This is a genomic window from Shouchella xiaoxiensis, from assembly GCF_016907895.1.
In the GTDB taxonomy this organism is placed as follows: domain Bacteria; phylum Bacillota; class Bacilli; order Bacillales; family Bacillaceae_D; genus Shouchella; species Shouchella xiaoxiensis.
Genome location: NZ_JAFBCV010000020.1, coordinates 20,355 through 45,089, shown reverse-complemented (window position 1 = coordinate 45,089; position 24,735 = coordinate 20,355). Strand labels below are relative to the sequence as shown.

Genomic DNA, 24,735 nt, shown 5'->3' with positions numbered 1-24,735 from the left:
ATATACTAATGCATATACTGACCTGCAGGAGGCCGTTGTTCCATGTTACAAGACGTTATTAAGCAAGCTGAATTATTAGTAAAAGTACTTGATTATACCCGTGTAGGTGTACTTATAACGGACCCTGATTTAGAAGACAACGCAATTGTTTATGTGAGTGAAGGTTTTTCAAAGATGACTGGCTACTCTAGAGACGAAGTCTTAGGGACAAATTGTCGATTTCTTCAAGGTGCCGATACGGAAAAAAGCCAAGTAGATGCTTTGCGACAAGCGATTGCAGCAAAAGAACCAGCATTAGTCGAGATTTTAAATTACAGAAAAGATGGCAGTTCTTTTTGGAACGAGTTAACAATTGATCCCGTTTATTTACCAGAACAGGACAAGCTTTATTTTGTCGGCGTTCAGCGTGATATTACCCAACAGAAAGAAGCAGAATTGGAATACAAGCGATCGGTCCAGCAAATTAAATCGATTTCTACACCAATTGTGCCTCTGTTAGATGGTTTGGCCATTTTACCGCTAATTGGAGAGATCAATAAAGAGAGATTTAATATGATGTTTGAGACCGTCACAGAAGAAGTTGGCAAAACGGGCATTAAAAAGCTTGTTGTTGATGTTTCTGGAATTACGAAATACGATTCCTTTGTTGTGGCAGGTATTTTTCAATTAAGAGATGTTCTTAAGTTAATAGGCACTGAGCTGGTCATTACGGGAATGGCCCCAGATCTCGCAATTAAATCAGTCATGATGGAAGCCAATCAGCTTGACTCGATCTCAACTGCACGGTCTGTTAAATCAATTTTACAGGAAGCATATGAGATTCGTGCGAAGAAGTGAGGACGAGCCAAGAAATGAGTTAGATGACTATGATGAGCCGCCGATTGAAGCATTTGAAGAAGACGAAGAGCCATTACCTTCCTCAAAAAGAAGAAGATTGATTGTTAAAGTTATCGCTGCTTTGATTGCCTTTGCTATGATTTTTCAAGTTGGTTCTTTCTTTTTGGAACACTTTAATTTAAATGCGCTACAGTTTTTAAGTGAAAGCAATGAGTTAGCGGAGGATGGTTCTTTTGCAGAATTAGAAGAAGCTGTTGTTGCCGTGCAAACAGGAACAGGTCACGGAACAGGGTTCTCCATTACAAAAGAAGGGCAAATCCTGACGAATGAGCATGTAGTTAGGGATGCTCTTGAGATCATTGTCTCGTTTTCTGACGGTGATTTGTATTATGCCGAAGTAGTGAAGGCGGAAAGGGAGAGTGATTTAGCGTTGCTGAAGTTAATAGATACAAAGGGCCGCAATTTTCCTTCTTTATCGATTGCTTCTGCACCAGCAGAGCCAGGAGATAGCGTATTTGTGATGGGTCATCCATTAACACATTCTTATATTATCAATGAGGGTGTTGTAAAAGAATCAACACGGGCCTATCAAGTGGTTGATATTACAAATGCAGTCTATCCAGGACATAGTGGTTCACCCGTCCTCACAACTCAGCAGGAGGTTGTTGGCGTTGTCTACGCACGACAAGCTGGAGGAGACGAGAGTGGTCAAGGTCTCGCTGTTCCTCTCCATGTCGTCAATACGTTCCTTAATTAATAATGGTCACTTTAGTTCCTTTGTTTTCCGCAATCTCATTTGCGCGCTTAATCGCACGTTGTTTGTCGGAAAAGACGTCAGAAGCTTGTTTTGCTCCATCAGCAATAACAGCCCAGCCATTGTCATGCTTTACTACCTTCTGATTGCGGTTTGTCAACGACGGTGATGAGTGTGTTTCTCTTGTTTTTGCCGGTAACACTTGCGCATTTTGATTAAAATCCTCTATTTCTTTTTTGCTAGCATTTTCGATCCATTCTTTTGCTTGTTTTGTTGCAATTGGCAAAGCGTCCCTTTCATTATAGCCATCATCAATCATGGCATTTGCTATTTCAATTGTCTTTTTTCGGATAGGTTTATCAAAATTTTTTAATGAATCAGGGTAATTTTCCATTGTCCAAGGCATGGCGATCACATCCTTTTTTGAATGTAGATAGCCTTTATGAAAAAAATGAAACATGATTGGCAAGTATCTATAACGGGTAAAGTATAAGTGGAAAGCGAAGAAAGGAGTGGAACTCATGAACGACGAGAAAAAGAAAAACAAGGATGAATCAGGCGAGGAAAAAGTAAAGAGACAATTTGACGAAGCGCTTGAGCAAGGCACGGCTGAAGATGATAAAAAGAAAGAACAAGAGAAAAGCGATAAATAAATGAAGAAAGCATGTGTAACACATGCTTTCTTTGTATTCTGTTTTAATCTGAATTTTCGGAGAAGGTGTGTGTAACGTGTCCTTACTTAACTTAACGACAGCTGATGAACGAATGAAGAAACTAACCTCTTTAATAAAACCATTTAAAGAAATAGGTGCTGTACATGATCGACAACAAACGGTGCCTGTTGAGAATATTCATAAATTGCGTCAATCAGGCTATACGGCATTGCCTGTTGAAAGACGTTTTGGTGGAGAAGAAATCTCATTAACTGAATTAATTTCCATGCAGGAACAAATTGCTCAAGCTGATGGGCCAACAGCACTTTGCATTGGTTGGCATATGGGAACGATGTATCAGCTTGCTCAGGAAAAAAACTGGCCTGCCGCTATGCAGGAGCGTATATTAACCGAAGTTGTCACGAAAGGAGTTCTTCTTAATACAGCCGCAACGGAAAAAGCTACAGGCAGTCCAACCCGGGGTGGTATTTTTCAAACAACAGCTCGAAAAGTTGGCGAAAACTGGATTCTAAATGGGAGTAAGACGTTTACAACGCTTGCAGAAGAGCTCGATTATTTTCTTATTTTGGCAATGGTTGAAGGTGAGCAGCAGCCAGGACTCTTTCTTGTACCACATGAAACGGCAGGTATTGAGATTGAAAAGACGTGGGATATGATGTCTATGGGTTCTACGGGAAGTCACGATTTACATTTAAAGGATGTAACGCTACCAGCTGAATTCTTCTTGAAATACCAAGTGAAGGCGAACACACCACAAGCTTGGTTGTTACATATTCCTGCATGTTACCTAGGAATCGCGCTCGCGGCTTTAAAAGAAGCGAGCGCTTTTGCAAAATCCTATTCGCCAACAAGTATTAAAGGGACGATTTCAGAACTGCCAGCAGTAAGACAAAAATTAGGAGAAGCTCGCATCTTATATGAACAAAGTAAACGCACTCTATATAGTGTTTCAACGGAATGGGATGGCGGAAATGAAGACTATCGAAAAACGATGACCGCTGCGCTGGCAATTGCAAAGTACACGGTTGTAAACCAAGCACAGCAAATAGTGGACTTGTCGATGCGAGTTGTTGGCGCCCATAGCTTAGCTCACGCATCGCCACTGTCAAGGCATTATCGAAACGTGCGTGCCGGCCTGCATAACCCGCCGATGGATGACAAAACGATTGAAGATGCCGCAGCACTAATACTTTCAGAAGAATAGAGGGGAACCATGTACGTAGTTCATTCAACGTTTCGTGCGCCAGACGAAAAGGCAAATGAAGTCATTGAGATTTACAAAAATCGATCACGAAAAGTGGATCAAGCCAAGGGGTTTCGCTCATTTCGGTTGTTGCAACACCATAAAAAACAAGGTGAGTTAACAGTAGAAATTGAGTGGGACTCAAAAGTAGATTATTTAAACTGGGTTCGAAGTCAACAATTTAAAGACATTCATGATTTGGAAAAAAAGTATCCAGATCAAGATTTAGCGGCGATTGTTCCATCTGTAAAGCAATTTGAGGTGATTATTGATGAATGAACGCTTACCTGAGTATTATGATCCGATTGTCAGAGCGCTAGCTGCGGACATTTATCAAGCATTCCCGGCATTACAGCAGCGTTATGGTGAAAAGGGCTGGAAGCATACAATTGAAGACAATGAACATCACTTTCGCCATTTAGAAGCGGCATATGCGATTCGTGATCAACAAGTATTTGTTGATTATGCTCTTTGGTTAAATGGCATTCTGACAAAACACGGGATGACAACCTATCTTGTCATCGATAATTTTGAACGAATTCAAACCGTTATTCAAAATCAGCTTGAAACCAAAAAAGAGCAGGCTTTTCAACTTTATCTTGAAGCTGCTATAGAGCATTTAAAAACAACGGATGATTACGATAAAAGTGATAAAAGACCGTTCAAAGGAGAATAAATTCAATGGAGTGGCAGGCATTTCAGCAATATGTAGAAACCTTTTGTGAGAAAAAAGGATTCACGGAAGTAAGCGATGAAGCAAGGTACTTGTTCTTGATGAGTGAAGTAGGAGAAATGAGTAAAGAGCTGTTAAAATTAAGCTGGGTTGATGAATCAGAAAAACCACAAGTAAAAACAGCATTAAGCCATGAGCTTTTTGATATTATTTGGAACACGGTAGAAATCGCAAACAGACATGAGATTGACTTAACGCAAGCATTCTCGGAAAAAATGAAAATCAATGCTGGACGAAATTGGACAAAATAAATCAAAAGTGACCGTCATAGCTATAGCTATGACGGTTCTTTTGATCGAATTGTTACTAACACCAGATTCTGATTCGTATGCTTTGATGAAGCTTTAAATCAGTCTAATCATTCGTTTGCTATAGTATCGTGATTACCATAAAAGCAAAGCAACCAAAGTAGAAATCAATAGCCCGACAACGACTGGAATAAAACAGAGGCGGACAAGTTGCTGCACGTTCACTTTGGCAACACCAGCAACGGCTACGAGAGAGGACCATGCAATTAATGTTCCTCCACCTACCCAAATAGCGCCCATCTGGCCAATTGCCGCGAGTGTCGCAGGTTCAATTCCAGAAACCGGCGCGAGAGCTCCAGCAAGGGCACCAGTTAATGGCAGACCTGAAAAACCTGAACCATCTAGCCCAGTCAACATTCCAACAAAAAGTAATCCAAACGCAGTAAATGCTGGGTGAGAAGGAATGAGATGTTCTCCCGCTCTGACTATGTCAAAAAGAAACGAAGGTGCCTGTTCAATCCCCAAAATAGCTGAGGAAAAATCACCGCTTCCAAGGAAAAAGAAACCGGCGATGGGAATGACTGGTCCCATTGCTTTAAAAGCGAATAAAAAGCCATCAACTAAATGATTGCTGACATCATCAAGTACGTGTTTCGGACGATAGAAACAAGAGATAAGCACAAGCAGGATAACAGAAACACCACCAATTAACGCAGCACCCGAACTTCCTTCATACTGAAGGTCGGTAAACAATGCCGTATAAAGCATATAAAGAATAACTGCCGCAAAAACAACTGGGGTGAGCGTAGAGAAAAGGGTCGATTTCCATGTCCGTGTACGAGCATGTTTAATCTTAAAATCACGTGCACCTGAGCGCTTTGATTTATCTGTAAACTGTTTTCTCTCGTTGCGAAAGAAGAGATACATTAGAATCATTGCTACAACACCAGTTATTAACGACAACACAAGAGCACGATCAGCAACAGAGGAAACAGAGACGCCAGCTGCAGTAGCACTTAGCATCGGTGCAATTTGAATCATATAATCACTTGATAATGCCATTCCTTGCCCCGCCAGAGCAATTGCTCCTGCAGCATAAAGTGGAGGAAGTCCCGCCCGCACCGCAACAGGAAGTAGAAGCGCCCCGACTAGCGGTACAGCTGGGGTTGGCCAGAAAAAGAGAGAAATGCCATAGGTTACTGCGATGAGAACGATATAGGAAACGGTTGCATTCGTCATAACTTTTGAGAAAGGGCGTACCATTTGTTCGCTTGCACCAACGGAATCTAAGCTTTGTAATAAAGCGGTCATGATCGCGATAATTAAAAAGATATTAAATAATTCACTGGCTGCAACGAGGCTTGACATAAAAATCGTTTGAAAACCGGAAATGATTGAGCCGCTAAAAGCAAACCCAACAACAAATGTCATTAGTATTGCTGGAACTAAAACATTTTTGCGGAACAACATAGTCAGTACAATGAGTAAGATGCCGATGAGATAGATCCAATGAGACGCTACTAACTCCATACTTGTTCCTTCTTTCGCTTGTGGTAGTAGTAGCGTATGAAGGAGAACGCTATTAGGTGATTGACTATAGAGGTCAAGATAGATGTTTCGTTCTTTTAGATGGTGACAAACTATTTTAGTGAGCGTCTATAGATCATTAGGAATTTCCTATTTAAATGAGAGGAGGCGCTAAGGAGTAATTGCGGATTTATCTATTATTCGGACTTTCTTATAGAACAGGCATAACGATGCTAATCGCGACTGGATGGACAGTGGCTAGGATTTAACTTAGTTGGAACAGTTTTTAATTTTAAAAAAACACAGATTTATTAGGAGTCTGGCAAACATAAATCAGTCGCGTCTTCTAGCGCATCTTCTTGAATAAATAAGGTTGCACTCCTCTGTTCGTATAGAATGGCATTCTCAAGCAAACAAGTTTTAAGTCGATTAGTATGTTGCCATTGGGTATTAAAATGTCCATTATATGTAAAAGTATAGGCGATTGCCCAACCGATTAGAAACATCATGCTTACAAATAAAAGTTGTTTTTTCAAAGTAAAATCCCTCCTTGATTAATTTTTTTTAAGCAGAAGGAATGATCTAGTAAAAGAATTTACCAATAGCTATAATAAAGATAAATTCCCTAATATTTGGAGGTAAACCTTTGGAAACCAAATAGCTTACTTCTTTATGATTAGTTTGTTAGCATCTGGACCTCTACTACTTATCGGCCTTATCTGCTTCTTTATGAAAAAAAGAGCAAAACCATTTTTATCGCTTCTGCGTTAACGGTTCTTTTAAACATTCTCATCTTGATAATCGGAGTTCTTTTACGTGGTCAGACAGAGCTTTTTTCAACTGGAAGTGAATTTGTAAAATAGTCTGGGCGATATCAGGCGTACGCTTGATAAAAAGGATCAACACCGATTACAATCTAAGCCTTTATTCTGGTGGAATATTTGTTAGGCAATAATCGTATCAATATTACGTACGCAAGATAAACAAAACAGTTGGCAGAATCCTTAGGACAATCATACTCAAACTAATAGATAAATCGTATGATGAAAAGATAAGTTTCGTTCGACCAATTAGAGGGAGGAGGAGATTTCAATGCAGGTTGATTTAATTGATCTAGATAATGAAGAGTTATTGCATCAAGTAAGAGGCAAAGAAGCGGAATTATTGTTAGCTCATGTGACGAGTGTCAATAAAATTCGACTCCGTGTGAATAAAGACGTATCGTTTTTAGGGGCAATTGCGGAAATCATTTACGACCTTGATTACATTCGTGGTACTCCAGCCCAACGTATCGAGGTGCGCTTAGCAAATGTACAAATTAAGCGATTAAGTTAGAAAAAGAAGAAGATCTAGGAAATGAGATCTTCTTCTTTACGCATTAAGACATGTGGGATGTTATCCTCCATAAATAGATCTGAATCGGGCTGATAGCCTAATTTCTGATAAAATGGGATGGCCTGCTGTTGACCATGTAAGTAAAAATGCTTTATCTCTTGAGCTCTTGCGATTTTTTCTAAGTAGGTAACAATTGAATGGCCAACTCCACTTTTTCGAATGGATTCCAGAATACAAATTCGCTCAAGCTTTGCTTTACCATCAACAAAACGGATACGGCCAGTACCGATCGGCTGATCTGTTTCAGAAACAGCAAGTATGTGGATGCATGAAGCATCTAAGTGATCGTACTGGTCAAACTCCTGTTCTAGGGGACAGTGTTGCTCATGGACGAAAACCAATTCACGTAGATGAAGCGCTTGTTCGAGTTCAATTATTGTTTTTACTTGCTTGAGCTTCATGATTTCCTCCAGTTTCACAGATTCTAAGGAACCTTCGTATATTGCTTGCTTAAATCATAAAACCACTGCTTGTCCTTCGTCAATAAGGCAATTTCCTGGAGAGCTCGTATATCAGCGCTTTTTAGTCTCGACTGGCTTGGAAGCAAGTCTTCTTCATTTGCTAAAAGTGGTTGTTTGCCGTTTAAAAAGCGTTGCGTCGTATAAAACTGATACATCGTTTTGATAGGCACATTTGAAGAATCGGACGCAATGACTTTTGCCTCGTTAATCCAACCTAAAATACTTGTTCGACCTGATTTATACACAACCCAATCTCCATTTCCGAACATCCTATCAACTCCTTTTAACAAGCGTATTCTTAGTTCGGAGTGATTATGATATCTTTTGAAGATAAAATTAAGTTGACCTATTTAGGTCAACTTAATCATTAGATTGCTGTAATGGTACAAATTTGTGAGGTTGAGAATCGTAATGTTTGGATTCCATCTGTAAAAACAACAGTACCCGTGCTTACATCAAATCCAATAAATGTTCCGGTGTAGGTTAACCCATTAGCTGTAATTGTTACAGCTGTGTTTGCTGGTAAACTTAAAACAGTTAACCCAACTGTTGCTAAAGGTTGGCATCCATCACCTCTTGAAATTGGAAATGGGAAGAAACATCGTTTAAAATTACAGTTACAATCACAGGAATCATAGTCTTTTTCTTTACCTCTGCCTTTGTCTTTCTCATCAAAACAAGACATACTATCCACCACCTTTAAACTAGGATACTGTAGCTTATTCAATTGACTAGTGAGATGAATAGATGAATGATAGAGGATAAGCACACATTTTTTAAGAATTTGGACAGATGTTATTTTTAAATGAAAGTGGGGCCGTTAACGTGAAGAAACTCAACAAAAAAACCGCTTTTGCATTAAGTGGGACTTTACTAACAGGTGTATTACTTGGCGCAACTGAATATTTTTATCGAACTGCTATAAAGCGTACTGTGGTGGATGATGATAGGGAGGCCCTTTTTTTTGAAAAGTTCGGGATTGAACAGCAAAAAGAAGAGGATGAGGCTTGGCTAAACAAACAAGCATTAACGGAGGTTGCCATCACTTCTAATGATGGCTTGCAGCTAAAGGCTACTTATATTCCTGCGCGAATGGAAACATTAAAGTGCGTGATTCTAGCTCATGGATACGGAGGAAAAGGAGAAGAAATGTATGGGTTTGCGCGTTTATACGCGGAAAGCTTAAATTATAATGTGCTGATCCCTGATGCACGAGGGCATGGAAAGAGTGAAGGGGATTACATTGGCTTTGGCTGGCATGAACGGAAAGATTATCTGAAATGGATTCATTATTTATTGGCGAGACATGGGAGACAAGCCTTGATTGCTCTCCATGGCATTTCAATGGGGGGAGCGACGGTCTTAATGACCAGCGGTGAAGAATTGCCAATGCAAGTGAAAGCGATCGTCGCGGATTGCGCCTATACATCGACTTCAGAGATTCTAACACATCAGTTAAAACAAATGTATCAATTACCAGCTTTTCCGTTTTTACCATTAGCTAGTTTGTACACAAGGCTGCGCTCTGGTTTTTCTTTTTACGAAGCGTCAGCGTTGAAACAGGTACAGCAAGCACATGTACCGATTTTGTTTTTCCACGGTGATCAAGATAAAGTTGTACCAGTCGAAATGGTTTACCGTTTAAGCGAGACTGCCCCTGAAGGAAGTGAGCGAGTCGTTGTAAGTGGAGCTGAGCACGGCATGGCCTATCGAACGGATTCAGTCCAGTATGAAGACAAACTGCGCGGTTTTTTAGCACGTAACATTCGTTAATTGAACAAACACCTTTTCCTTTTTGGGAATGGTGTTTGTTTTTGTGAGGAACGAATCTTCTGGGTATAGGCTGCTTCATTTGACAAGATACTAAAAAAAGAACAATAATAAAATGCCACTAATTTGCCGTGCATCTTTATTTAAAGAACGGTATAATGGAGCGTGGTGAATGTTAAAGACACAACATGAAAAAGTAAAGCATTAGTCTAGAAAGAGGTTTTTTAACAATGAGACAGAATGAACAGGCTGAAGCTGTTTTTGTTATTTTTGGTTCCACAGGAGATTTAGCAAAAAGAAAATTATTCCCATCTATTTTTAATTTGTATCGCAAAGGGAATTTAACAAATAAATTTGCTATTATTGGCTTGGGTCGACGCGAGTGGGATAACGAAAAGCTAAGAAGTGTTGTGAAAGAGTCGATAAAGGAAGAGCATGGAGAGGCTGTGGCTGAAGGTTCAAGTGAATTTCTTGATCATTTTTCTTACCTGTCTTTTGATGTGACTGACAAAGATTCTTATGCAAACTTGCTAGATGAAATGGTGTTGAAAGAAGATGAGTTTTCGATTCCCGGAAATCGAATCTTTTATATGGCAATGGCACCAGAGTTTTTTGGGTCGATTGCGCAATCAATTTACTCTTCTGGCTTAAAAGAAACGAGTGGCTGGACGAGACTTGTGATTGAAAAGCCGTTTGGTACAGACTTGTCGACTGCGAAACAATTGAACGAAGAAATTCGAAAAGCGTTCTCAGAAGATGAGATTTACCGAATTGATCATTACTTAGGAAAAGAAATGGTGCAAAACATCCAGGTTATCCGTTTTGCCAATGCGATGTTTGCGCCACTATGGAATAACAGACATATTGCCAATATCCAAGTAACATCAAGTGAAAAACTCGGTGTAGAAGGACGCGGCAGCTATTATGAGAAATCTGGTGCTCTGCGAGATATGGTCCAAAATCATATGTTGCAAATGGTTTCATTGCTTGCGATGGATGTCCCACTTCGATTAACGACAGACGAAATTCGTAGTGAAAAAATTAAAGTATTACGGGCGCTACGTCCAGTTGTTGGGGAAACGATTAAAGAAAATGTTGTCAGGGCTCAATATAGCGCAGGTAGTGTAGAACAAACGGACGTTCCTGGTTATCTTCAAGAAGACAACGTGGATCCTAGTTCACATACTGAAACCTATGTTGCCGCACGCTTGTTAATCGATAACCATGATTGGGCAGGAGTACCGTTTTACATTCGAACGGGAAAGCGGATGGCGGTAAAATCTACAAAAATTGTTGTTGAGTTTAAGGAACTTCCTCATAATTTATACGCAAAAGAAGCAATAAAAACAGGGCCTAACTTATTAATTATTCACATCCAGCCGGATGAGGGCATTACCATTGTGTTAAATGGGAAGAAAATTGGCTCTGCGGATACGACTCCTGTTCACCTTGAATACCGACACGACAGTGAAGACCGAGTAAATACGCCTGAAGCATATGAACGGTTATTGTTTGACTGTATGATGGGTGATGCAACGAACTTTGCCCACTGGGATGAAGTAAGCTTATCTTGGTCACTCGTTGATGCAATCTCAAATGCTTGGACTGAGAGTGACAACCAGCCTGTTAGCTATAAAGCGGGTTCAATGGGTCCAAAAGAAGCAGATAAGCTGCTTGAAGCGGACGGTTTCTCTTGGTGGCCAGTTGAACAAATGTAACAACAAAAAGACTCAGGTTCGCATTTGCGCCTGAGTCTTTTTGTTAAATCCAGTTCGTATGAAAAATGCCTTCTTTATCAATGCGTTTGTACGTATGTGCACCGAAATAATCACGCTGAGCCTGCAGTAAGTTCGCTGGCAAGCGTTCACTCCGGTAGCTGTCATAGTAAGAAATCGCACTTGCAAAGCATGGAACAGCAATGCCGTTTTCAATAGCAATCGCTAGTACGCGACGAAGTGATTGGTGATAGTTTGAGGCAATTTGCTCAAAGTAGCCATCAAGCAACAAGTTTGGTAGCTCTTTGTTTTCTGAGAATGCATCGGTAATATTTTGCAAGAAAGCGGCCCGGATAATACAGCCGCCTCTAAAGATGCGAGCAATTTCACCGTACTGTAAATTCCAATTCTCTTCCTCAGACTTTGTTTTCAATTGGGCAAAGCCTTGGGCATAAGATAAGACCTTACTGAAATAAAGGGCCTTGCGAATTTCTTCGATAAGCGCTTCTTTATCACCTGTAAATGCAGATGCTTCTGGCCCAGGTAATGTTTGGCTTGCTCTTGTGCGTTCCTCTTTCATCGCCGATAAGAAACGAGCAAAAACGGATTCCGTCACGATTGGAAGGGGAACGCCGAGATCAAGCGCGCTTTTGCTTGTCCATTTTCCAGTTCCTTTTTGACCGGCTGAATCCAAGATGACATCAACAAGTGGTTTGCCTGTTTCTTCATCCATTTTAGTGAAAATATCTGCGGTAATTTCAATTAAATAGCTGTTAAGTTCTCCTTGATTCCAGTTATCAAACACCGTATGCAGTTCAGATGCATCAAGGCCAAGGACTTGTTCAAGAAGTGAATACGCTTCACTAATTAACTGCATATCGCCATATTCAATCCCGTTATGAACCATCTTGACGTAATGCCCGGCGCCATCAGGACCTATATACGTTGTACAGGCTTCACCGTTTACTTGTGCAGCGATCTTTTGAAAAAGGGGCTTAACAAGTTCATAAGCATCCTTTGGCCCACCTGGCATAATTGATGGTCCTTTTAAAGCACCTTCTTCTCCACCAGATACGCCAGCACCAATAAAGTGAATGCCGTGAGCTTCCACATGTTTTGAGCGACGTACCGTATCGGTATAATAGGTGTTACCACCATCAATTAATATATCTTTTTCATCTAATAATGGAATAAGGGAATCAATGACTTGATCCGTTACTTCACCAGCTTGTACCATCAGCATAATTTTGCGTGGCTTTTCTAAAGAAGCGACTAATTCTTCGAGTGAATATGTACCGACTAAGTTCTTCTTTTCTTCCAACGCAATAATTTGCTTGATTCTTTCGGCTGAAACGTCATAAAGAGAAACGGAAAAGCCTTTGCTTTCGAAATTAAGTGCCAAGCTGCGCCCCATAACGCCAACCCCGACTATTCCGATGTTTTGTTTTGTCATTTTCTTCTTCCTTTCTAAATAAACCATTCATCAGTAGAGTACAACTCTACTGATGAGGATAACAGATCAGATTACTAAATCGTTATGAACATACCACATGTAAGCGATTTCGATCAAGCGGATTTATTCTTTCTTTCCAGAGTCAGCTTTTGCTTTAAATAAAGTATGCCCGATCTTATGTCCATATAATTGCATCATGTTTGCATGAGCAGAGACTTGATCAAAGCGGTGTTGCGGAATATCTCGAGAAGGAATCATATCATTGCCTTTATCTGATTCATCTTGCTGTAATTCTGCCGCTGATACTTCCTCAATCATTGTCGCTTGAGAAAAGCCAGATCTCTCTACTATTTTTGCCCAATCTGAAAAACGGTTTAGCGTTTGAAATGAATAATGGGACATGATTTCTGCACGTTCACCTTCCGATAAAAGTTCGAGGCAACTAAGTTCATTTGCAAACAGTAAACCATTTGGTTTTAACAACCGATGGATTTCTCCTAAAGCCTCTTCTAGTGAAACAAAGGAAAGCACAGATTCACAAATAACATAATCAAACTGATTTGAAGGTAGACCGGAGTTCTCAATTGATTTGTTAAGTACGGGGATGTTTAACCATTCCTCTTTGAATCGTTTTCGCGCTTTAGCGGCCATAAGTGGATGAGGCTCAATTGCGGTAATTTGGCAATTAAACAGCTGTTTTATATAAGCAGACGTCTGGCCTGTGCCACAGCCGCAGTCGAGTATGACTGTTTGCTCACTTATATCCATTTCCATAAGCATTTGTCTTGATTTGGAGAAACCGCCAGGATGAGCGCTACCAATTCCAAAAGCAGCCAACATATCTGTGTAACTCATTTTATTACCCCTTTCAAATCCCATTTAAACTAACGTATGCATTTGCACTAAAAGATGCGAATGTCTTTCATAGCAAGCAGTTAGCGCGAAAAATAGACCTCGATTTATGTTACAAAAACGTTACAAAACGATTAAATAGCGTGTAACTTGGATTATTTTGGGACAGATAGGAGTAGGTATGGTAGCAGCTTATGGAAAGGGAGGCAAACAAAATATGGCTCAATTAAATGCAGTTAAATGCCACCATCAGTCTCGAATGTCAGATTCATTACAAAATAGTAAGGGGAGATATAGTATGAAAATGCAAGCGGTTATTTTTTCATTGGGGTTTTTTCTTACAGTGCTCTTGTTTTTACCGACATATGTTCAAGCGGAAAGTTTTGATAAATTACATAAGGGTGACACTGGCGAAAAAGTAGAATGGCTTCAGTCTGAATTAGTTGAACGCGGTTACTTAGCAGAAGCTGATGTAACGGATGTTTTTGATGAAAGCACACAGACGGCTGTCAGTGAATTTCAACAAAACCTTGGCTTACATGTGGATGGTGTTGCAGGTAAACAAACATTAGGTGCGATTAAAGTATTAAGAGAAGGAAGTGAAGGGCCGCTTGTTGAGGAATTACAAAAGCGCTTAGCAGATTTAAATTATTATAGCGATTCGATTGATGGGAAGTACGGTCCATTAACAAAAGCCGCCGTACTCAAGTTCCAGACGCAAAACGGCCTAATGGTTGATGGGATTGCTGGGCCGCAGACGCATAAATACTTATACTACAACGGTACGGTTCAGTCTAAACAGGCAAAACAAACGACTCAAGCTCCCGCTGAACAAAAACAAGCGTCAGCAAATCAAGCAAATGCAAGCGAGAAACCAAAGCAATCTAGTGAACCGAAACAATCATCGGACCAACAAAATCAATCAAGTGAGTCAAAGCAAGCAAATGAATCGAAATCATCAAGCGAAACAAAAGCAGAAGATAAAAGCGCTTCGTCGAATTCATCAAGTGAAGCAAGTTCTAGTGCCTCTTCTACAGAGTCGAAGCCTGCAGGGAAAACGATGCAAATGGAAGCAACGGCTTATACGGCCTATTGCAACGGTTGTTCAGGCGTAACACGCACTGGTATTGATTTACGTGCAAATCCAAATCAAAAAGTCGTTGCCGTTGATCCGAACGTCATTCCTTTAGGAACGCGCGTATATGTTGAAGGCTATGGGGAAGCAATTGCTGGTGATACTGGTGGGGCGATAAAAGGAAACAAAATCGATTTGTATGTCCAAACAAAAGATGAGGCTTTAACCTTTGGGCGTCAACAAGTGCAAGTGACCATTTTAGATTAATTCAAAAACCAGGCGCGAAAGCCATTATGCTTTCGTGGCTGGTTTTTCTTGTCGAGGCTCAATATGAACAGTTGTATGAACAATATCATGTTCTTCTCTTAAGATGTGTTCGATGTGATCGGCAATGTCATGACTCGCCTGCACCGTTAGCTCGGGGTTCACTTCAATCGTAACATCTGCATAAATTGAGCTACCTACTTGCCTTGCTTTAATTGTTTTTAAGCAGCACTGATCGCATTTCTCATGAATCGTTTTTTTGAACGGTTTAAGCTCTTCTTCGTTAAAGCCATCTGTTAAAGAGTGGGTGGCATCTCTGAAAATAGTCCAAGCCGTATAACAAATAATAAGGCCGACAAGCAGCGCCGTTAATGAGTCGAGCCAACCAAGATGCAGATGCGATCCGATGATCCCAATTAATACACCAATACTAACAAGTGCATCGTTTTTATTGTCTTGAGCAGCAGCAGCAAGCGCTTGACTGTTAATTTTTTCAGCAAGCCGTTTGTTGTAGCGATAGACAAGCAGCATCACGACAGCACCACCTGCAGCAACATACGCGGTAATTAAACTTGGTGCTTCAATTATTTCTCGACTAAATAAGGCGGAGGCAGCACCATATAATACTTGTAAACCGATAACTGCCATGATAAAACCAGCGAGTAGAGCGGCGATGTGTTCTGCTCGAAAGTGACCATAGGGATGATCCTGATCGGGTGGTTTTTGAGAAATTCGTAATCCAATTAAAACAGCAACAGAAACAATGATATCAGCAGCATTATTGTATCCGTCGGCAACGAGCGCTTGTGACATGAATAAATAACCAATCACTAATTTTACTATGGCTAGCGTAATATACGTTCCAATACTTAACCAAGCGCCTTTTTCTCCTTTTCGTAATTCCTCATATCTCTCCATTTTTTGAAAGCCTCTTTTCTTAAAATCTAATAGGTATTCGTCTGATTCAGATGGTTCCTTAGTGTAGCTATCTAGCTTGATTCGCTTGTTTATTGGTATAGAGAGTCTGTTTTCCTACTAATAGTAGAAAGAACAAATGAACAATATGAATACAAAAAACTGTTTGAATAAATGAATTCATGATATAGTGAAGGGATAAAATCAACCTTTATCCTTAAGTATGGACAAGGATTTTATTTTTATAGGGAGATTCGTTAAATAAAGAGAAATCGGAAAGGACGCTTTTTCTTATGACCACTCAATCACTTGAAATCATGAAATGCACGCATGAAAAGCAGAAACCAAATGTAGATGAACTGGCGTTTGGTAAGTACTTTACGGACCATATGTTTATTATGGATTATGCAGAAGACAAGGGATGGTACAGTCCGCGAATTATTCCATATCAACCGCTAACGCTTGATCCTGCGGCAATGGTGTTTCACTATGGACAAACTGTTTTTGAAGGGTTAAAAGCCTATCGCTCAAAAACAGATGACAACGTTCGTTTATTTCGTCCAAAAGACAATTTTACGAGATTAAACTTATCTAGTGATCGTTTAAGCATCCCGCCAATCGATGAGCAACAGGTCTTGGACTACTTAAAAGAATTAATTCGTCTTGATAAGCAGTGGATTCCAACTGAGCCAGGGACGTCTTTATATATTCGTCCATTTATCATCTCAACGGAGCCTAATTTAAGCGTTGCGCCCTCGCAATCGTATAAGTTTATGATGATTTTATCACCAGTCGGCGCTTATTATGCGGAAGGTATGGCACCAGTTGGCATTTTAGTAGAAGAGCGTTATACCCGGGCTGCCCCAGGTGGAACAGGCATGGCAAAGACTGCAGGAAATTATTGTGCAGCATACAAAGCACAAGAAAAAGCCGTTGCAAAACAAAAAGCGCAAGTCTTATGGCTTGATGGTAAAGAAAAGAAATACATTGAAGAAGTAGGCAGTATGAACGTGTTCTTTAAAATCAATGGCATTGTCCATACGCCAGAATTATCAGGCAGTATATTAGATGGTGTAACACGTCGAAGCGTGATTGAACTTTTAAAAAGCTGGGATGTTCCTGTTGAAGAGCGTCGTATTTCAATCAATGAGATTATTGATGCCAGTGAAACAGGTGCGTTGGAAGAAGTGTTTGGAACAGGAACGGCAGCCGTTCTTTCACCGGTAGGAGAACTGCTTTGGCAAGAGCAATCCATTGTCGTTAATCACAATGAGACAGGTGCGCTTGCAGCGAGATTATATGATGCGTTAACAGGCATTCAGACGGGAGCTGTTGACGATCCATTTGGTTGGACAACGGTACTGGAAGAAGATGAATAAGGTGTAAGCGGGGGAGCTTATGATTAAAGCGATTTTTTTTGATTTAGATGATACATTGTTATGGGATAAACAAAGCATACAGCTTGCTTTTGAACAAACCTGTTTATTTGCCAGGCAAGAACACCCGGACCTTGATCCAGTTCAATTGGAACAAGACGTACGCGAAGCAGCAAAAAAGCTCTATCAATCGTATGACAGTTATGCGTTCACGCAGAACATTGGCATTAATCCATTCGAAGGACTGTGGGGACAGTTTCGTGATGAGATGGAAGGCTTTGAGCAATTAAGAGATATTGCACCGAGCTATCAACTAGCTGCTTGGGAAAAAGGGCTCGAAAAAAGCGGGATAGTCGATCGGAACTTTGCTCAAGTTTTAGCAAATCAATTTCCTTTAGAACGACGAAAGCATCCCATTGTTTATGAGGATACGTTTCAAGTACTCGATCAGCTTCATCATACTTTTCAACTTTTGCTTTTAACGAATGGCTCGCCTGATTTGCAAAATACAAAACTGGAGATTACGCCGCAGCTCGTGCCGTATTTTGATCATATTATTATTTCGGGATCGTTATTAAAAGGCAAACCCGATTCAAAAATGTTTTTGGAAGGTTTATATCGCGCAGGGATTCATAAAGAGGAAGCGATTATGGTTGGTGACAATTTGCATACCGATATTAAAGGCGCAAACGCAACAGGCATCTATTCGATCTGGCTTAATCGAGATCATGTAATAAACGAAACAGATATTGTGCCGAATTTAGAAATTCATTCATTAGAAGAGTTGTTGCAGTTACCTATATTAAAAAAATAGATTGCTAATTAAAACAGACTATGGTCTAATGAAACTATCAATTTCATATGTAAACAAACTGTTTAATCCACTAGGGGTGCACATAAGCTGAGAGAGGTTTTAAAAACCTTAACCCTTTACCTGATCTAGATAATGCTAGCGAAGGGAAGTGCGATGTATTGTTTGAAGAAAGTTAGTCTTATTTATTGATGAGATATGCTTCTTCGCTACGTCGTTCCATCTCTCAGGTGGAGCGTTTTTTGTGCGTTGCTGGTGGGGAAGGAGAAGTGAAATGAGATGAAACAAAACAAGAAAAGGTTAACGCTAATTGATATCGTTGTAACCGTTATGATTGCAGTTGTATTTGCGATTGTTTATCGATTATGGACCCCGGTTAGTGATGTAGTAGGTTTATTTGGGCTACAAGCCGAGCAGTTGATTTACGGCATGTGGTTTATCGCAGGAACAATAGCTGCTTTATTATTACGAAAACCTGGAGTAGCTTTTCTTGCTGAAGTCGCTGCTGCATCAGGTGAATTAATTGCAGGCTCGCCTTATGGTCCACTTTTACTAATGTATGGTATTTTTCAAGGAATTGGAATGGAATTGGCATTTGCACTATTCAGATACAAGTACTTTAATATGTGGGTGGCGGCGCTTGGTGGCATGTTTGCTTCATTTGCTTCGCTTGGTTTGGATTATTACAACGCATACTTGGCAGATTTACAGACGTGGCTACTCACGTTACGAATCGTTTTTAGAACAGTTGGCGCGGTATTCATCGCTGGGTTTCTTGCTGCAGCCCTTGTAAAAGCACTTGATAGAACAGGAGTTAGCCAGCTTTTGCGGCCAGTAGACCAGAAAGATTATGACTTGTTTGAAAAGCGAAAAGGAGATGGTAAATGAAGCGTTCAGACTCAGTTATTTATTTAAAACAGCTCTCACTCGCTTACCCAAAAGCCGAAAAACTATTGTTTGATGACCTCTCACTTCAAATTAAAGATGGAGAGAAAGTATTGCTGCTTGGACCAAGCGGTGCAGGCAAATCGACTCTCTTGCAAGTTATGGCTAATCTCATTCCAAGAGTGGTAGATCTTCCTCTACAAGCAGCGGAGCTGACAATTCCCGAACAAACTGGATACGTGTTTCAAGAACCAGATAGTCAGTTTTGCATGCCCTATGTGGACGAAGAACTTGCATTTGTACTGGAAAACCGAAAAGTGCCACGAGAACAGATGTTGGATCGAATACAAGAATTGTTGGACCTTGTGGGTTTAGCTGGACTACCATCGCTTCATACATCCATTCATACCTTGTCGCAAGGGATGAAACAACGGTTGGCTGTTGCTTGTGCACTGGCTTCTGAAGCAGATGTGATGTTGTTCGATGAACCAACTGCTTTAGTCGATCCCGCTGGAGCCAAAGCGTTATGGGAGATAATCTTTAGAACGTGTTCAAATCAAACGATGGTGATTGTTGAACATCGAATTGAAGAAGTATTGCCATATATTGAGCGAGTGATTTTGTTTGATGAGGCAGGGCAAATTCAAGCAGATTGTACGCCGGAAGCTTTGTTTCAACAGCATGAAAAGCAGTTAGATAAATACGGGGTATGGCACCCAGCGTCTTGGCCAACATTTCTAGAGGAAGAGCCAGCTAGTAGCGTATTGTCTGATTCCAATGAGCAATTGCTTTTAGAAGAATGGGGCGTGTGGCGGCGAAAACAGCAGATGCTTTATTCAAACAAAGCGAGTGCGTATAGAGGGAGCTGGATTTGCATCACCGGTAGAAACGGAGCGGGTAAAACGACATTTTTATATGGTTTGATGAACCTGTTAAAAACAAGCGGTTCCTATAAACTTTTACAAAAGAGGGTTAAGAAAAAAACAGCTGTCACTCCTTCGGTCCATTTTGTATTTCAAAATCCGGAGTTTCAGTTTGTAACAGATCAAGTGGATAAAGAGCTGCTCGTTGGCTTGATGAAACAAGCAGGTGAAGAAGAGGTCAGCGCCGTTTTAAGTCAGTTTGGTTTATTCAATCAACGCTCGCAGCATCCATATACGTTATCGACAGGTCAGAAAAGACGGTTAAGTGTTGCGACCGCTTTTATGGAGAGCAAGCCGTTTTTATTTCTTGATGAACCGACGTTTGGTCAAGATGCGAAGCATACGTTTGAATTGCTGAAGAAATTAGAATCGTACCGTGCTCAAGGCGGCACCATTCTAATGGTGACTCATGATCAACAGATCGTTGAGCACTTCGCCACACATGAGTGGATTATTGAAGCTGGTGAGCATCATACAACTAAACGAGGAAGGAGGCTCGATCATGCAATACGAGATTAGGGAGACATGGCTTACCCTTGTAAATCCGAGCCTTAAATTCCTCCTCATTATTAGTAGTTATTTGATTGTGTTGTTTACACACAATCCAAACACGCTCTTTATGCTCCTCGTCCTCGCAATGGTACTTGTGCTGTTTTTCTCTGGTCATCCGTATCGATTTGTCTTGTTGTACATGACGTCATTTTTACTTTTGTTTGTTTCATCAGCATCGGCAATGGTTTTCTTTGGTAGAGGGGATACAACATGGTTTCATTACGGCATCGTTCATATTACGGAAGAAAGTTTTTATCGTGGAATTCATATTGGTTTACGCGCGGCTGTTTTTGCGATGTTTGGTCTTTTATTTGTATTAACTACAAAGCCAGTACACTTGTTTTACTCGTTTATGCAGCAACTGAGGTTAAGACCAACGCTTGCCTATTCATTTATGGCAGCCATACGAGTCTTACCAATAATGGTGCAAGAATTTCAGACGCTGCGTTACGCCTATCAAATTCGTGGGCTGAATACGCGTAAGGGCCTGAGCAAGTTTTATAATCAACTGCAGTTTTTTAGCATTCCGTTATTAGCACAAGCGATTCGCAGGGCGCAGCGTCTTGCTTTAGCGATGGAAGCAAAACAGTTCACATCTTGCAAAAAGCGAACATTTTTTTATAAAATAGGCTTTAGTCAGAATGACATTCAATTTTCACTACTTTTGTTAGCGATGATTGCTACTAGTGTTTATTTCGGGGCAGAGAAATGGATATTTCCTGTCATTGATGTCCGATATTTACATAGTTAGAAGCAAAGGAGGAAGCGATGAATTCAAATCCACTTCCGTATTCATTTTATAAACAGGATACCATTCATTTGGCTAAAGCTTTAATTGGAACCCATCTTATGCATACTGTAGCTGGGGAAATCGTAGTTGGTCGGATTATTGAAACAGAGGCGTATTTAGGCGTGCTTGATAAAGCTTGTCATAGTTATTCGAATAAGCAAACGAAACGAACAGCCATTTTATTTGGTCCTCCTGGACGTGTTTATACTTACACGATGCATACGCACTGTTTATTAAATATTGTTGCAGGAAAAGAGGATCAGCCAGAAGCGGTGTTAATACGAGGAGTCAAGCCTGTATTCGGTTTTGAAAAGATGGAAGCATTAAGAGGGATGAAAGCTACCTCTACAACATTTTCCAACGGACCAGGCAAATTAACAAAAGCGCTTGGTATCACAATGAATCATTATGGACATTTTCTTTGTGAAGATCCATTAATTATTTGCGAGGGAAGTGAGCCAACCAGAATTGAGGTGACAAATCGGATCGGCATTGGAAAAGCAGATCAGGCTAAACATTACCCGTGGCGTTTTATTGAAAAAGAGATATAAAAAAGACTGCTGAACTTCCAGCAGTCTTTTTTAATTAAATCGTTGTTCGCAGTTCCCATAGCTCTGGAAAGAAATAATCATCTAACACTGCTTTTAAGTAGTGAACACCTTTTGAACCACCTGTACCTTGCTTCATCCCAATGATCCGTTCAACGGTTTTTAAATGACGAAAACGCCATTGCTGATGCCAGTCTTCCAAATCAACAAGTTTTTCTGCAAGCTGATACAAGTTCCAATAACGATCTGTATTTTCGTAAACTTGTTGCCATGCCTGAAGGACCGATGGAGATGACTGGTGCGATTCAGTTGGATCACGCTCTAAAACGGATTTGTCAATGGATAAACCTGCGCGGGCAAGCGCATGAATCGCTTCATCATAAAGACTTGATCGGTTATAGTCGTGAAGAAGCTCCTGATAAATGGCATCCTCTTCTTTATAAATCGATAATATATGTGCGGTTTTTTTCCCTAAGGCGAATTCCAGCTGTCTGTGTTGATAAGATTGAAAGCCTGAAGCTTGTCCAAGAGAATCGCGGAACTCAATGTACTCACTTGGGGTAAGTGTCGAGAGCACGTCCCACGCTTGGATGATCTGTGCTTGTGTTTTAGAGACGCGAGCGAGTTGCTTAAAAGCTGGCTGGTATTGATCATGCTTAATTGACTCAATTGCGCCTTTAATCTCATGAAGCATCAGTTTCATCCAAAGCTCACTTACTTGATGAATAATGATAAAGAGCATTTCATCATGATGACCAGATAAACGCTTCTGACTTGATAAGAGCGGTTCCAATTGAAGGTAATCGCTATAGGTCATTTTTTCTTTGAAATCAGTATGAACACCTTTGTATGGTTGATCCATCTTAGCGCACACTCCTTTTAAGTGGTCGGATAACTGCACGAACAGGACTACCGTCTGCTTGTTCAATCCGCAGAGGCAGGGCAATAAACTCATATAACCCAGCTTGAACATGATTAAGAACAAGGTTTTCGATAATAAGTATATTCGCTTGATGAAGGCTATGGTGACCTGTAAGCTCTTTACTTGTTAACGGATCGACACTTGGACTGTCTACACCAAGCAATTGGATACCTTGCTTTTGCAAGTAAGCTGCGCCATCAGCTGTTACGTAAGGAATCTCTTCAGGAAAATTGGAAAAGTCGGACGTTGTTTTCGTTTTTATTAAAAGGCGCTCAATTCCTTCTAAATCCGCTTGTTCAAATAAGGACTGATCAAGTTTTTTTGCACCAATCGCTTCAAAAACAAGGGCGTCTCCAATATAGCGATCTAGTGGCAGCTGATGCATTTTCTTTCCATCTTCCTTGTAATGAAAGGGGGCATCAGCATGAGTTCCAGTGTGCGTACTCATCTCAATCGAACCGATATTAACAGAACCTGTCTCGGCAATCGTTGCAGAAAGCCGATAAGTGAAGGGCGTGTCGCCAGGCCAGTGGGCAACCGTGTTTGATAGCGGCATCGTAATATCAATCCAAGACATTAAGCAATCACTCCTCGACTATTCTCATATTCTTCATAAGCCTTATCTCGCATAATTTCTGCAAGTGTCGTTAATGCTTGATGTACATCTGTAAATGTATTGTACAAGGCAACAGGCGCAAAGCGGATCCCATTTGGTTGACGGAAGTCTGGAATAATGCCTTTAGCTTTTAAGGCTTTGCAAATACGTGCAGCTTCAGGGTGCTCAAGCAAGACGTGACCCCCACGAGCATGTACTTCACGCGGTGTGCGGACGGTAAATGAGCTGAGCTCAGGGAATGTATCAACGAGCTCAATAAAAAAGCTTGTTAAGGCGATCGATTTTTCTCGGATACGAGCAATAGAAGCTTCCTCCATGATGGCAAGAGAGCCAATTAATGGTGCGATGGAAAGGAGGTGGGGCGTTCCTAATTGAAAAGCACCTGCACCATCTGCTTTTGTAAAACTCGCGTCCATATCGAATTGAACCGATTTGTCGGAACCAAACCAGCCTCTTAGTCCGGGAGTAACGTGATGGTGTTTTTGATTAATGTACATGCCGGCGACACTTCCTGGACCGCCATTTACATGTTTGTATGTACACCAAAAGGCAAAGTCAACGCCCCAATTGCTCAGTTCATGGGGCACAGAACCAATCGAATGACACAAATCAAACCCAATAAGAATTCCGCGCTCGTGAGCCGCCGTTGTTAGTTTCTGAAGATCAAGTAACTGTCCACTGCGATAAAGAACGCTCGATAACACAATAATGGCCACATCATCGGTCATCGCCGCAATAATGTCATCCTCAGACAGTGTGTAGCCATCATTACTCGTAACAAGACGTAAACTACTGTTCTCCTGATAGCCATGTAGCTGAATATGCGACTGCATCGCATAAAGGTCGGTCGGAAAACTAAGTGCCTCACTTAAAATGACATGTTTTTTCGCAGTGGGTTTGTAGAACGTAGCGAGCATTTGATGAAGATTAACAGTCGTTGAGCCACTAACGATCACTTCACTAGAATTCGCACCAACGAGAGAAGCCATTTGCCTGCCAAGTTGTTCAGACATTGTAAACCAAGGGTGTTTTCCTTCAGTCCATCCATCAATCGCATGTGTTTTCCATGCTTCTAAAAGTTCGAGCACGGCTTGTTCAGACCGCTTATTAAGCAAGCCGAGAGAGTTACCATCAAGATAGATTTGGTTTGTAGCTGAATGTGTGTAAAATTCTTCTCGATAGGGATGAAGAATATCGTGTCCATCCATTTTTTCTGCAAATTCGAACTGTAATCCTGACATTTGTGTGCTCCTTTATGTAAATAGTCTCTATGTAAACGTACCAAAAAGTAGAGCAATTGAACAGTGGTTTTCTGTGTTATTAAACTCAATTGCTGTAGAGATAGTTATTGGTTTCGTTAATGTTTATTTTGTAACAACAAAAAACCCCTCACAAA

29 protein-coding genes and 1 riboswitch are annotated in these 24,735 nt (G+C 40.7%); of the genes, 17 read left to right on the top strand and 12 right to left on the bottom strand.

The window, feature by feature from the left end; genetic code table 11:
• Window positions 1-42 precede the first annotated feature (42 nt).
• Window positions 43-837 (top strand): YtvA family blue-light photoreceptor, encoded by a 795-nt coding sequence (ytvA, locus tag JOC54_RS21065; protein ID WP_054793073.1) that lies wholly within the window; start codon window positions 43-45, stop codon window positions 835-837.
• Window positions 824-1,594, top strand: a complete 771-nt coding sequence (locus JOC54_RS21060) for a S1C family serine protease (RefSeq protein WP_204468964.1) — start codon at window positions 824-826, stop codon at window positions 1,592-1,594. The genes ytvA and JOC54_RS21060 overlap by 14 nt, the downstream gene beginning before the upstream one ends.
• Here JOC54_RS21060 and JOC54_RS21055 read toward each other — a convergent pair.
• Entirely contained in the window at window positions 1,587-1,997 is a 411-nt protein-coding gene (locus JOC54_RS21055) for a DUF2188 domain-containing protein (RefSeq protein ID WP_204468962.1), read from the bottom strand. The two genes, JOC54_RS21060 and JOC54_RS21055, sit on opposite strands and share 8 nt — an antisense overlap.
• A gap of 115 nt (window positions 1,998-2,112) precedes the next feature.
• Here JOC54_RS21055 and JOC54_RS23290 point away from each other — a divergent pair, with 115 nt between their 5' ends.
• The 5 genes from JOC54_RS23290 (at window position 2,113) to JOC54_RS21035 (ending at window position 4,492) form a co-directional block, all read left to right on the top strand.
• Window positions 2,113-2,244 (top strand): hypothetical protein, encoded by a 132-nt coding sequence (locus JOC54_RS23290; RefSeq protein WP_275582736.1) that lies wholly within the window; start codon window positions 2,113-2,115, stop codon window positions 2,242-2,244.
• 76 nt (window positions 2,245-2,320) lie between these two features.
• The gene (locus tag JOC54_RS21050) at window positions 2,321-3,469 is read left to right on the top strand and encodes an acyl-CoA dehydrogenase family protein (protein ID WP_367617848.1); all 1,149 of its coding nucleotides are present in this window, start codon (window positions 2,321-2,323) and stop codon (window positions 3,467-3,469) included.
• A 9-nt stretch (window positions 3,470-3,478) separates the two neighbouring features.
• Window positions 3,479-3,787: an antibiotic biosynthesis monooxygenase family protein gene (locus tag JOC54_RS21045; protein WP_035420355.1), complete on the top strand. Its 309-nt coding sequence runs from the start codon at window positions 3,479-3,481 to the stop codon at window positions 3,785-3,787.
• Window positions 3,780-4,184 carry a hypothetical protein gene (locus JOC54_RS21040; protein ID WP_054793076.1) on the top strand — a complete coding sequence of 135 codons (405 nt, stop codon included), beginning with the start codon at window positions 3,780-3,782 and terminating at the stop codon, window positions 4,182-4,184. Before JOC54_RS21045 ends, JOC54_RS21040 begins: the two co-directional genes overlap by 8 nt.
• A 5-nt stretch (window positions 4,185-4,189) precedes the next feature.
• Window positions 4,190-4,492: a MazG-like family protein gene (locus tag JOC54_RS21035; protein ID WP_035420354.1), complete on the top strand. Its 303-nt coding sequence runs from the start codon at window positions 4,190-4,192 to the stop codon at window positions 4,490-4,492.
• A gap of 132 nt (window positions 4,493-4,624) precedes the next feature.
• Here the strand turns inward: JOC54_RS21035 and JOC54_RS21030 are convergent, their stop codons facing one another.
• Both JOC54_RS21030 and JOC54_RS21025 read right to left on the bottom strand, forming a co-directional pair.
• Window positions 4,625-6,019, bottom strand: a complete 1,395-nt coding sequence (locus tag JOC54_RS21030; RefSeq protein ID WP_204468960.1) for a transporter permease — start codon at window positions 6,017-6,019, stop codon at window positions 4,625-4,627.
• A gap of 308 nt (window positions 6,020-6,327) precedes the next feature.
• Window positions 6,328-6,552, bottom strand: a complete 225-nt coding sequence (locus JOC54_RS21025) for a hypothetical protein (RefSeq protein WP_204468958.1) — start codon at window positions 6,550-6,552, stop codon at window positions 6,328-6,330.
• 556 nt (window positions 6,553-7,108) lie between these two features.
• Between JOC54_RS21025 and JOC54_RS21020 the strand changes: the two genes are divergently transcribed.
• Window positions 7,109-7,351, top strand: a complete 243-nt coding sequence (locus tag JOC54_RS21020) for a hypothetical protein (RefSeq protein ID WP_054793079.1) — start codon at window positions 7,109-7,111, stop codon at window positions 7,349-7,351.
• A 14-nt stretch (window positions 7,352-7,365) separates the two neighbouring features.
• Here the strand turns inward: JOC54_RS21020 and JOC54_RS21015 are convergent, their stop codons facing one another.
• The 3 genes from JOC54_RS21015 to JOC54_RS21005 all read right to left on the bottom strand — a co-directional run bounded on the left by JOC54_RS21015 (window position 7,366) and on the right by JOC54_RS21005 (window position 8,557).
• On the bottom strand, window positions 7,366-7,812 hold the full coding sequence (locus JOC54_RS21015; RefSeq protein ID WP_204468956.1) for a GNAT family N-acetyltransferase: 447 nt from the start codon (window positions 7,810-7,812) through the stop codon (window positions 7,366-7,368).
• A gap of 23 nt (window positions 7,813-7,835) precedes the next feature.
• Complete coding sequence (locus JOC54_RS21010; protein WP_035442040.1) at window positions 7,836-8,141, bottom strand: hypothetical protein; 306 nt, start codon at window positions 8,139-8,141, stop codon at window positions 7,836-7,838.
• A gap of 98 nt (window positions 8,142-8,239) precedes the next feature.
• Window positions 8,240-8,557, bottom strand: coding sequence for a hypothetical protein (locus JOC54_RS21005; protein ID WP_204468954.1), 318 nt, complete (start codon window positions 8,555-8,557; stop codon window positions 8,240-8,242).
• A gap of 140 nt (window positions 8,558-8,697) precedes the next feature.
• Here JOC54_RS21005 and JOC54_RS21000 point away from each other — a divergent pair, with 140 nt between their 5' ends.
• Both JOC54_RS21000 and zwf read left to right on the top strand, forming a co-directional pair.
• Window positions 8,698-9,645 carry an alpha/beta hydrolase gene (locus JOC54_RS21000; protein ID WP_367617847.1) on the top strand — a complete coding sequence of 316 codons (948 nt, stop codon included), beginning with the start codon at window positions 8,698-8,700 and terminating at the stop codon, window positions 9,643-9,645.
• A 227-nt stretch (window positions 9,646-9,872) separates the two neighbouring features.
• Entirely contained in the window at window positions 9,873-11,360 is a 1,488-nt protein-coding gene (zwf, locus tag JOC54_RS20995; protein WP_204468950.1) for a glucose-6-phosphate dehydrogenase, read from the top strand.
• Between the two features lie 43 nt (window positions 11,361-11,403).
• On the opposite strand, the gene gnd is transcribed toward zwf, so the two are convergent.
• Both gnd and JOC54_RS20985 read right to left on the bottom strand, forming a co-directional pair.
• Window positions 11,404-12,810, bottom strand: coding sequence for an NADP-dependent phosphogluconate dehydrogenase (gnd, locus tag JOC54_RS20990; RefSeq protein ID WP_204468947.1), 1,407 nt, complete (start codon window positions 12,808-12,810; stop codon window positions 11,404-11,406).
• A gap of 123 nt (window positions 12,811-12,933) precedes the next feature.
• Window positions 12,934-13,665, bottom strand: coding sequence for a class I SAM-dependent methyltransferase (locus JOC54_RS20985; protein WP_204468946.1), 732 nt, complete (start codon window positions 13,663-13,665; stop codon window positions 12,934-12,936).
• A gap of 295 nt (window positions 13,666-13,960) precedes the next feature.
• Here JOC54_RS20985 and JOC54_RS20980 point away from each other — a divergent pair, with 295 nt between their 5' ends.
• Window positions 13,961-15,004: a peptidoglycan-binding protein gene (locus JOC54_RS20980; protein ID WP_204468943.1), complete on the top strand. Its 1,044-nt coding sequence runs from the start codon at window positions 13,961-13,963 to the stop codon at window positions 15,002-15,004.
• 24 nt (window positions 15,005-15,028) lie between these two features.
• On the opposite strand, the gene JOC54_RS20975 is transcribed toward JOC54_RS20980, so the two are convergent.
• Window positions 15,029-15,919, bottom strand: coding sequence for a cation diffusion facilitator family transporter (locus JOC54_RS20975; RefSeq protein ID WP_204468941.1), 891 nt, complete (start codon window positions 15,917-15,919; stop codon window positions 15,029-15,031).
• Window positions 15,920-16,209: 290 nt separating this feature from the next.
• Between JOC54_RS20975 and JOC54_RS20970 the strand changes: the two genes are divergently transcribed.
• The 6 genes from JOC54_RS20970 (at window position 16,210) to JOC54_RS20945 (ending at window position 21,804) form a co-directional block, all read left to right on the top strand.
• Window positions 16,210-17,295 carry a branched-chain amino acid aminotransferase gene (locus tag JOC54_RS20970; protein ID WP_204468939.1) on the top strand — a complete coding sequence of 362 codons (1,086 nt, stop codon included), beginning with the start codon at window positions 16,210-16,212 and terminating at the stop codon, window positions 17,293-17,295.
• Window positions 17,296-17,314: 19 nt separating this feature from the next.
• Window positions 17,315-18,106, top strand: a complete 792-nt coding sequence (locus tag JOC54_RS20965) for an HAD family hydrolase (RefSeq protein WP_204468937.1) — start codon at window positions 17,315-17,317, stop codon at window positions 18,104-18,106.
• Window positions 18,107-18,168: 62 nt separating this feature from the next.
• Window positions 18,169-18,270: riboswitch (TPP riboswitch) on the top strand.
• Window positions 18,271-18,382: 112 nt separating this feature from the next.
• Complete coding sequence (locus JOC54_RS20960) at window positions 18,383-18,991, top strand: ECF transporter S component (RefSeq protein WP_204468935.1); 609 nt, start codon at window positions 18,383-18,385, stop codon at window positions 18,989-18,991.
• The gene (locus JOC54_RS20955) at window positions 18,988-20,430 is read left to right on the top strand and encodes an ABC transporter ATP-binding protein (RefSeq protein ID WP_204468933.1); all 1,443 of its coding nucleotides are present in this window, start codon (window positions 18,988-18,990) and stop codon (window positions 20,428-20,430) included. Before JOC54_RS20960 ends, JOC54_RS20955 begins: the two co-directional genes overlap by 4 nt.
• Window positions 20,414-21,214 carry an energy-coupling factor transporter transmembrane component T family protein gene (locus JOC54_RS20950; protein ID WP_204468931.1) on the top strand — a complete coding sequence of 267 codons (801 nt, stop codon included), beginning with the start codon at window positions 20,414-20,416 and terminating at the stop codon, window positions 21,212-21,214. Before JOC54_RS20955 ends, JOC54_RS20950 begins: the two co-directional genes overlap by 17 nt.
• A gap of 17 nt (window positions 21,215-21,231) precedes the next feature.
• Window positions 21,232-21,804: a DNA-3-methyladenine glycosylase gene (locus JOC54_RS20945; RefSeq protein WP_204468929.1), complete on the top strand. Its 573-nt coding sequence runs from the start codon at window positions 21,232-21,234 to the stop codon at window positions 21,802-21,804.
• A 34-nt stretch (window positions 21,805-21,838) separates the two neighbouring features.
• Here JOC54_RS20945 and kynA read toward each other — a convergent pair whose 3' ends face one another.
• The 3 genes from kynA to kynU are packed head-to-tail and all read right to left on the bottom strand — an operon-like array spanning window position 21,839 to window position 24,580.
• The gene (gene kynA / locus JOC54_RS20940; RefSeq protein WP_204468926.1) at window positions 21,839-22,663 is read right to left on the bottom strand and encodes a tryptophan 2,3-dioxygenase; all 825 of its coding nucleotides are present in this window, start codon (window positions 22,661-22,663) and stop codon (window positions 21,839-21,841) included.
• 1 nt (window position 22,664) lies between these two features.
• Window positions 22,665-23,300: an arylformamidase gene (kynB, locus tag JOC54_RS20935; RefSeq protein ID WP_204468924.1), complete on the bottom strand. Its 636-nt coding sequence runs from the start codon at window positions 23,298-23,300 to the stop codon at window positions 22,665-22,667.
• Complete coding sequence (gene kynU / locus JOC54_RS20930; RefSeq protein ID WP_204468922.1) at window positions 23,300-24,580, bottom strand: kynureninase; 1,281 nt, start codon at window positions 24,578-24,580, stop codon at window positions 23,300-23,302. Before kynU ends, kynB begins: the two co-directional genes overlap by 1 nt.
• Window positions 24,581-24,735 lie beyond the last annotated feature (155 nt).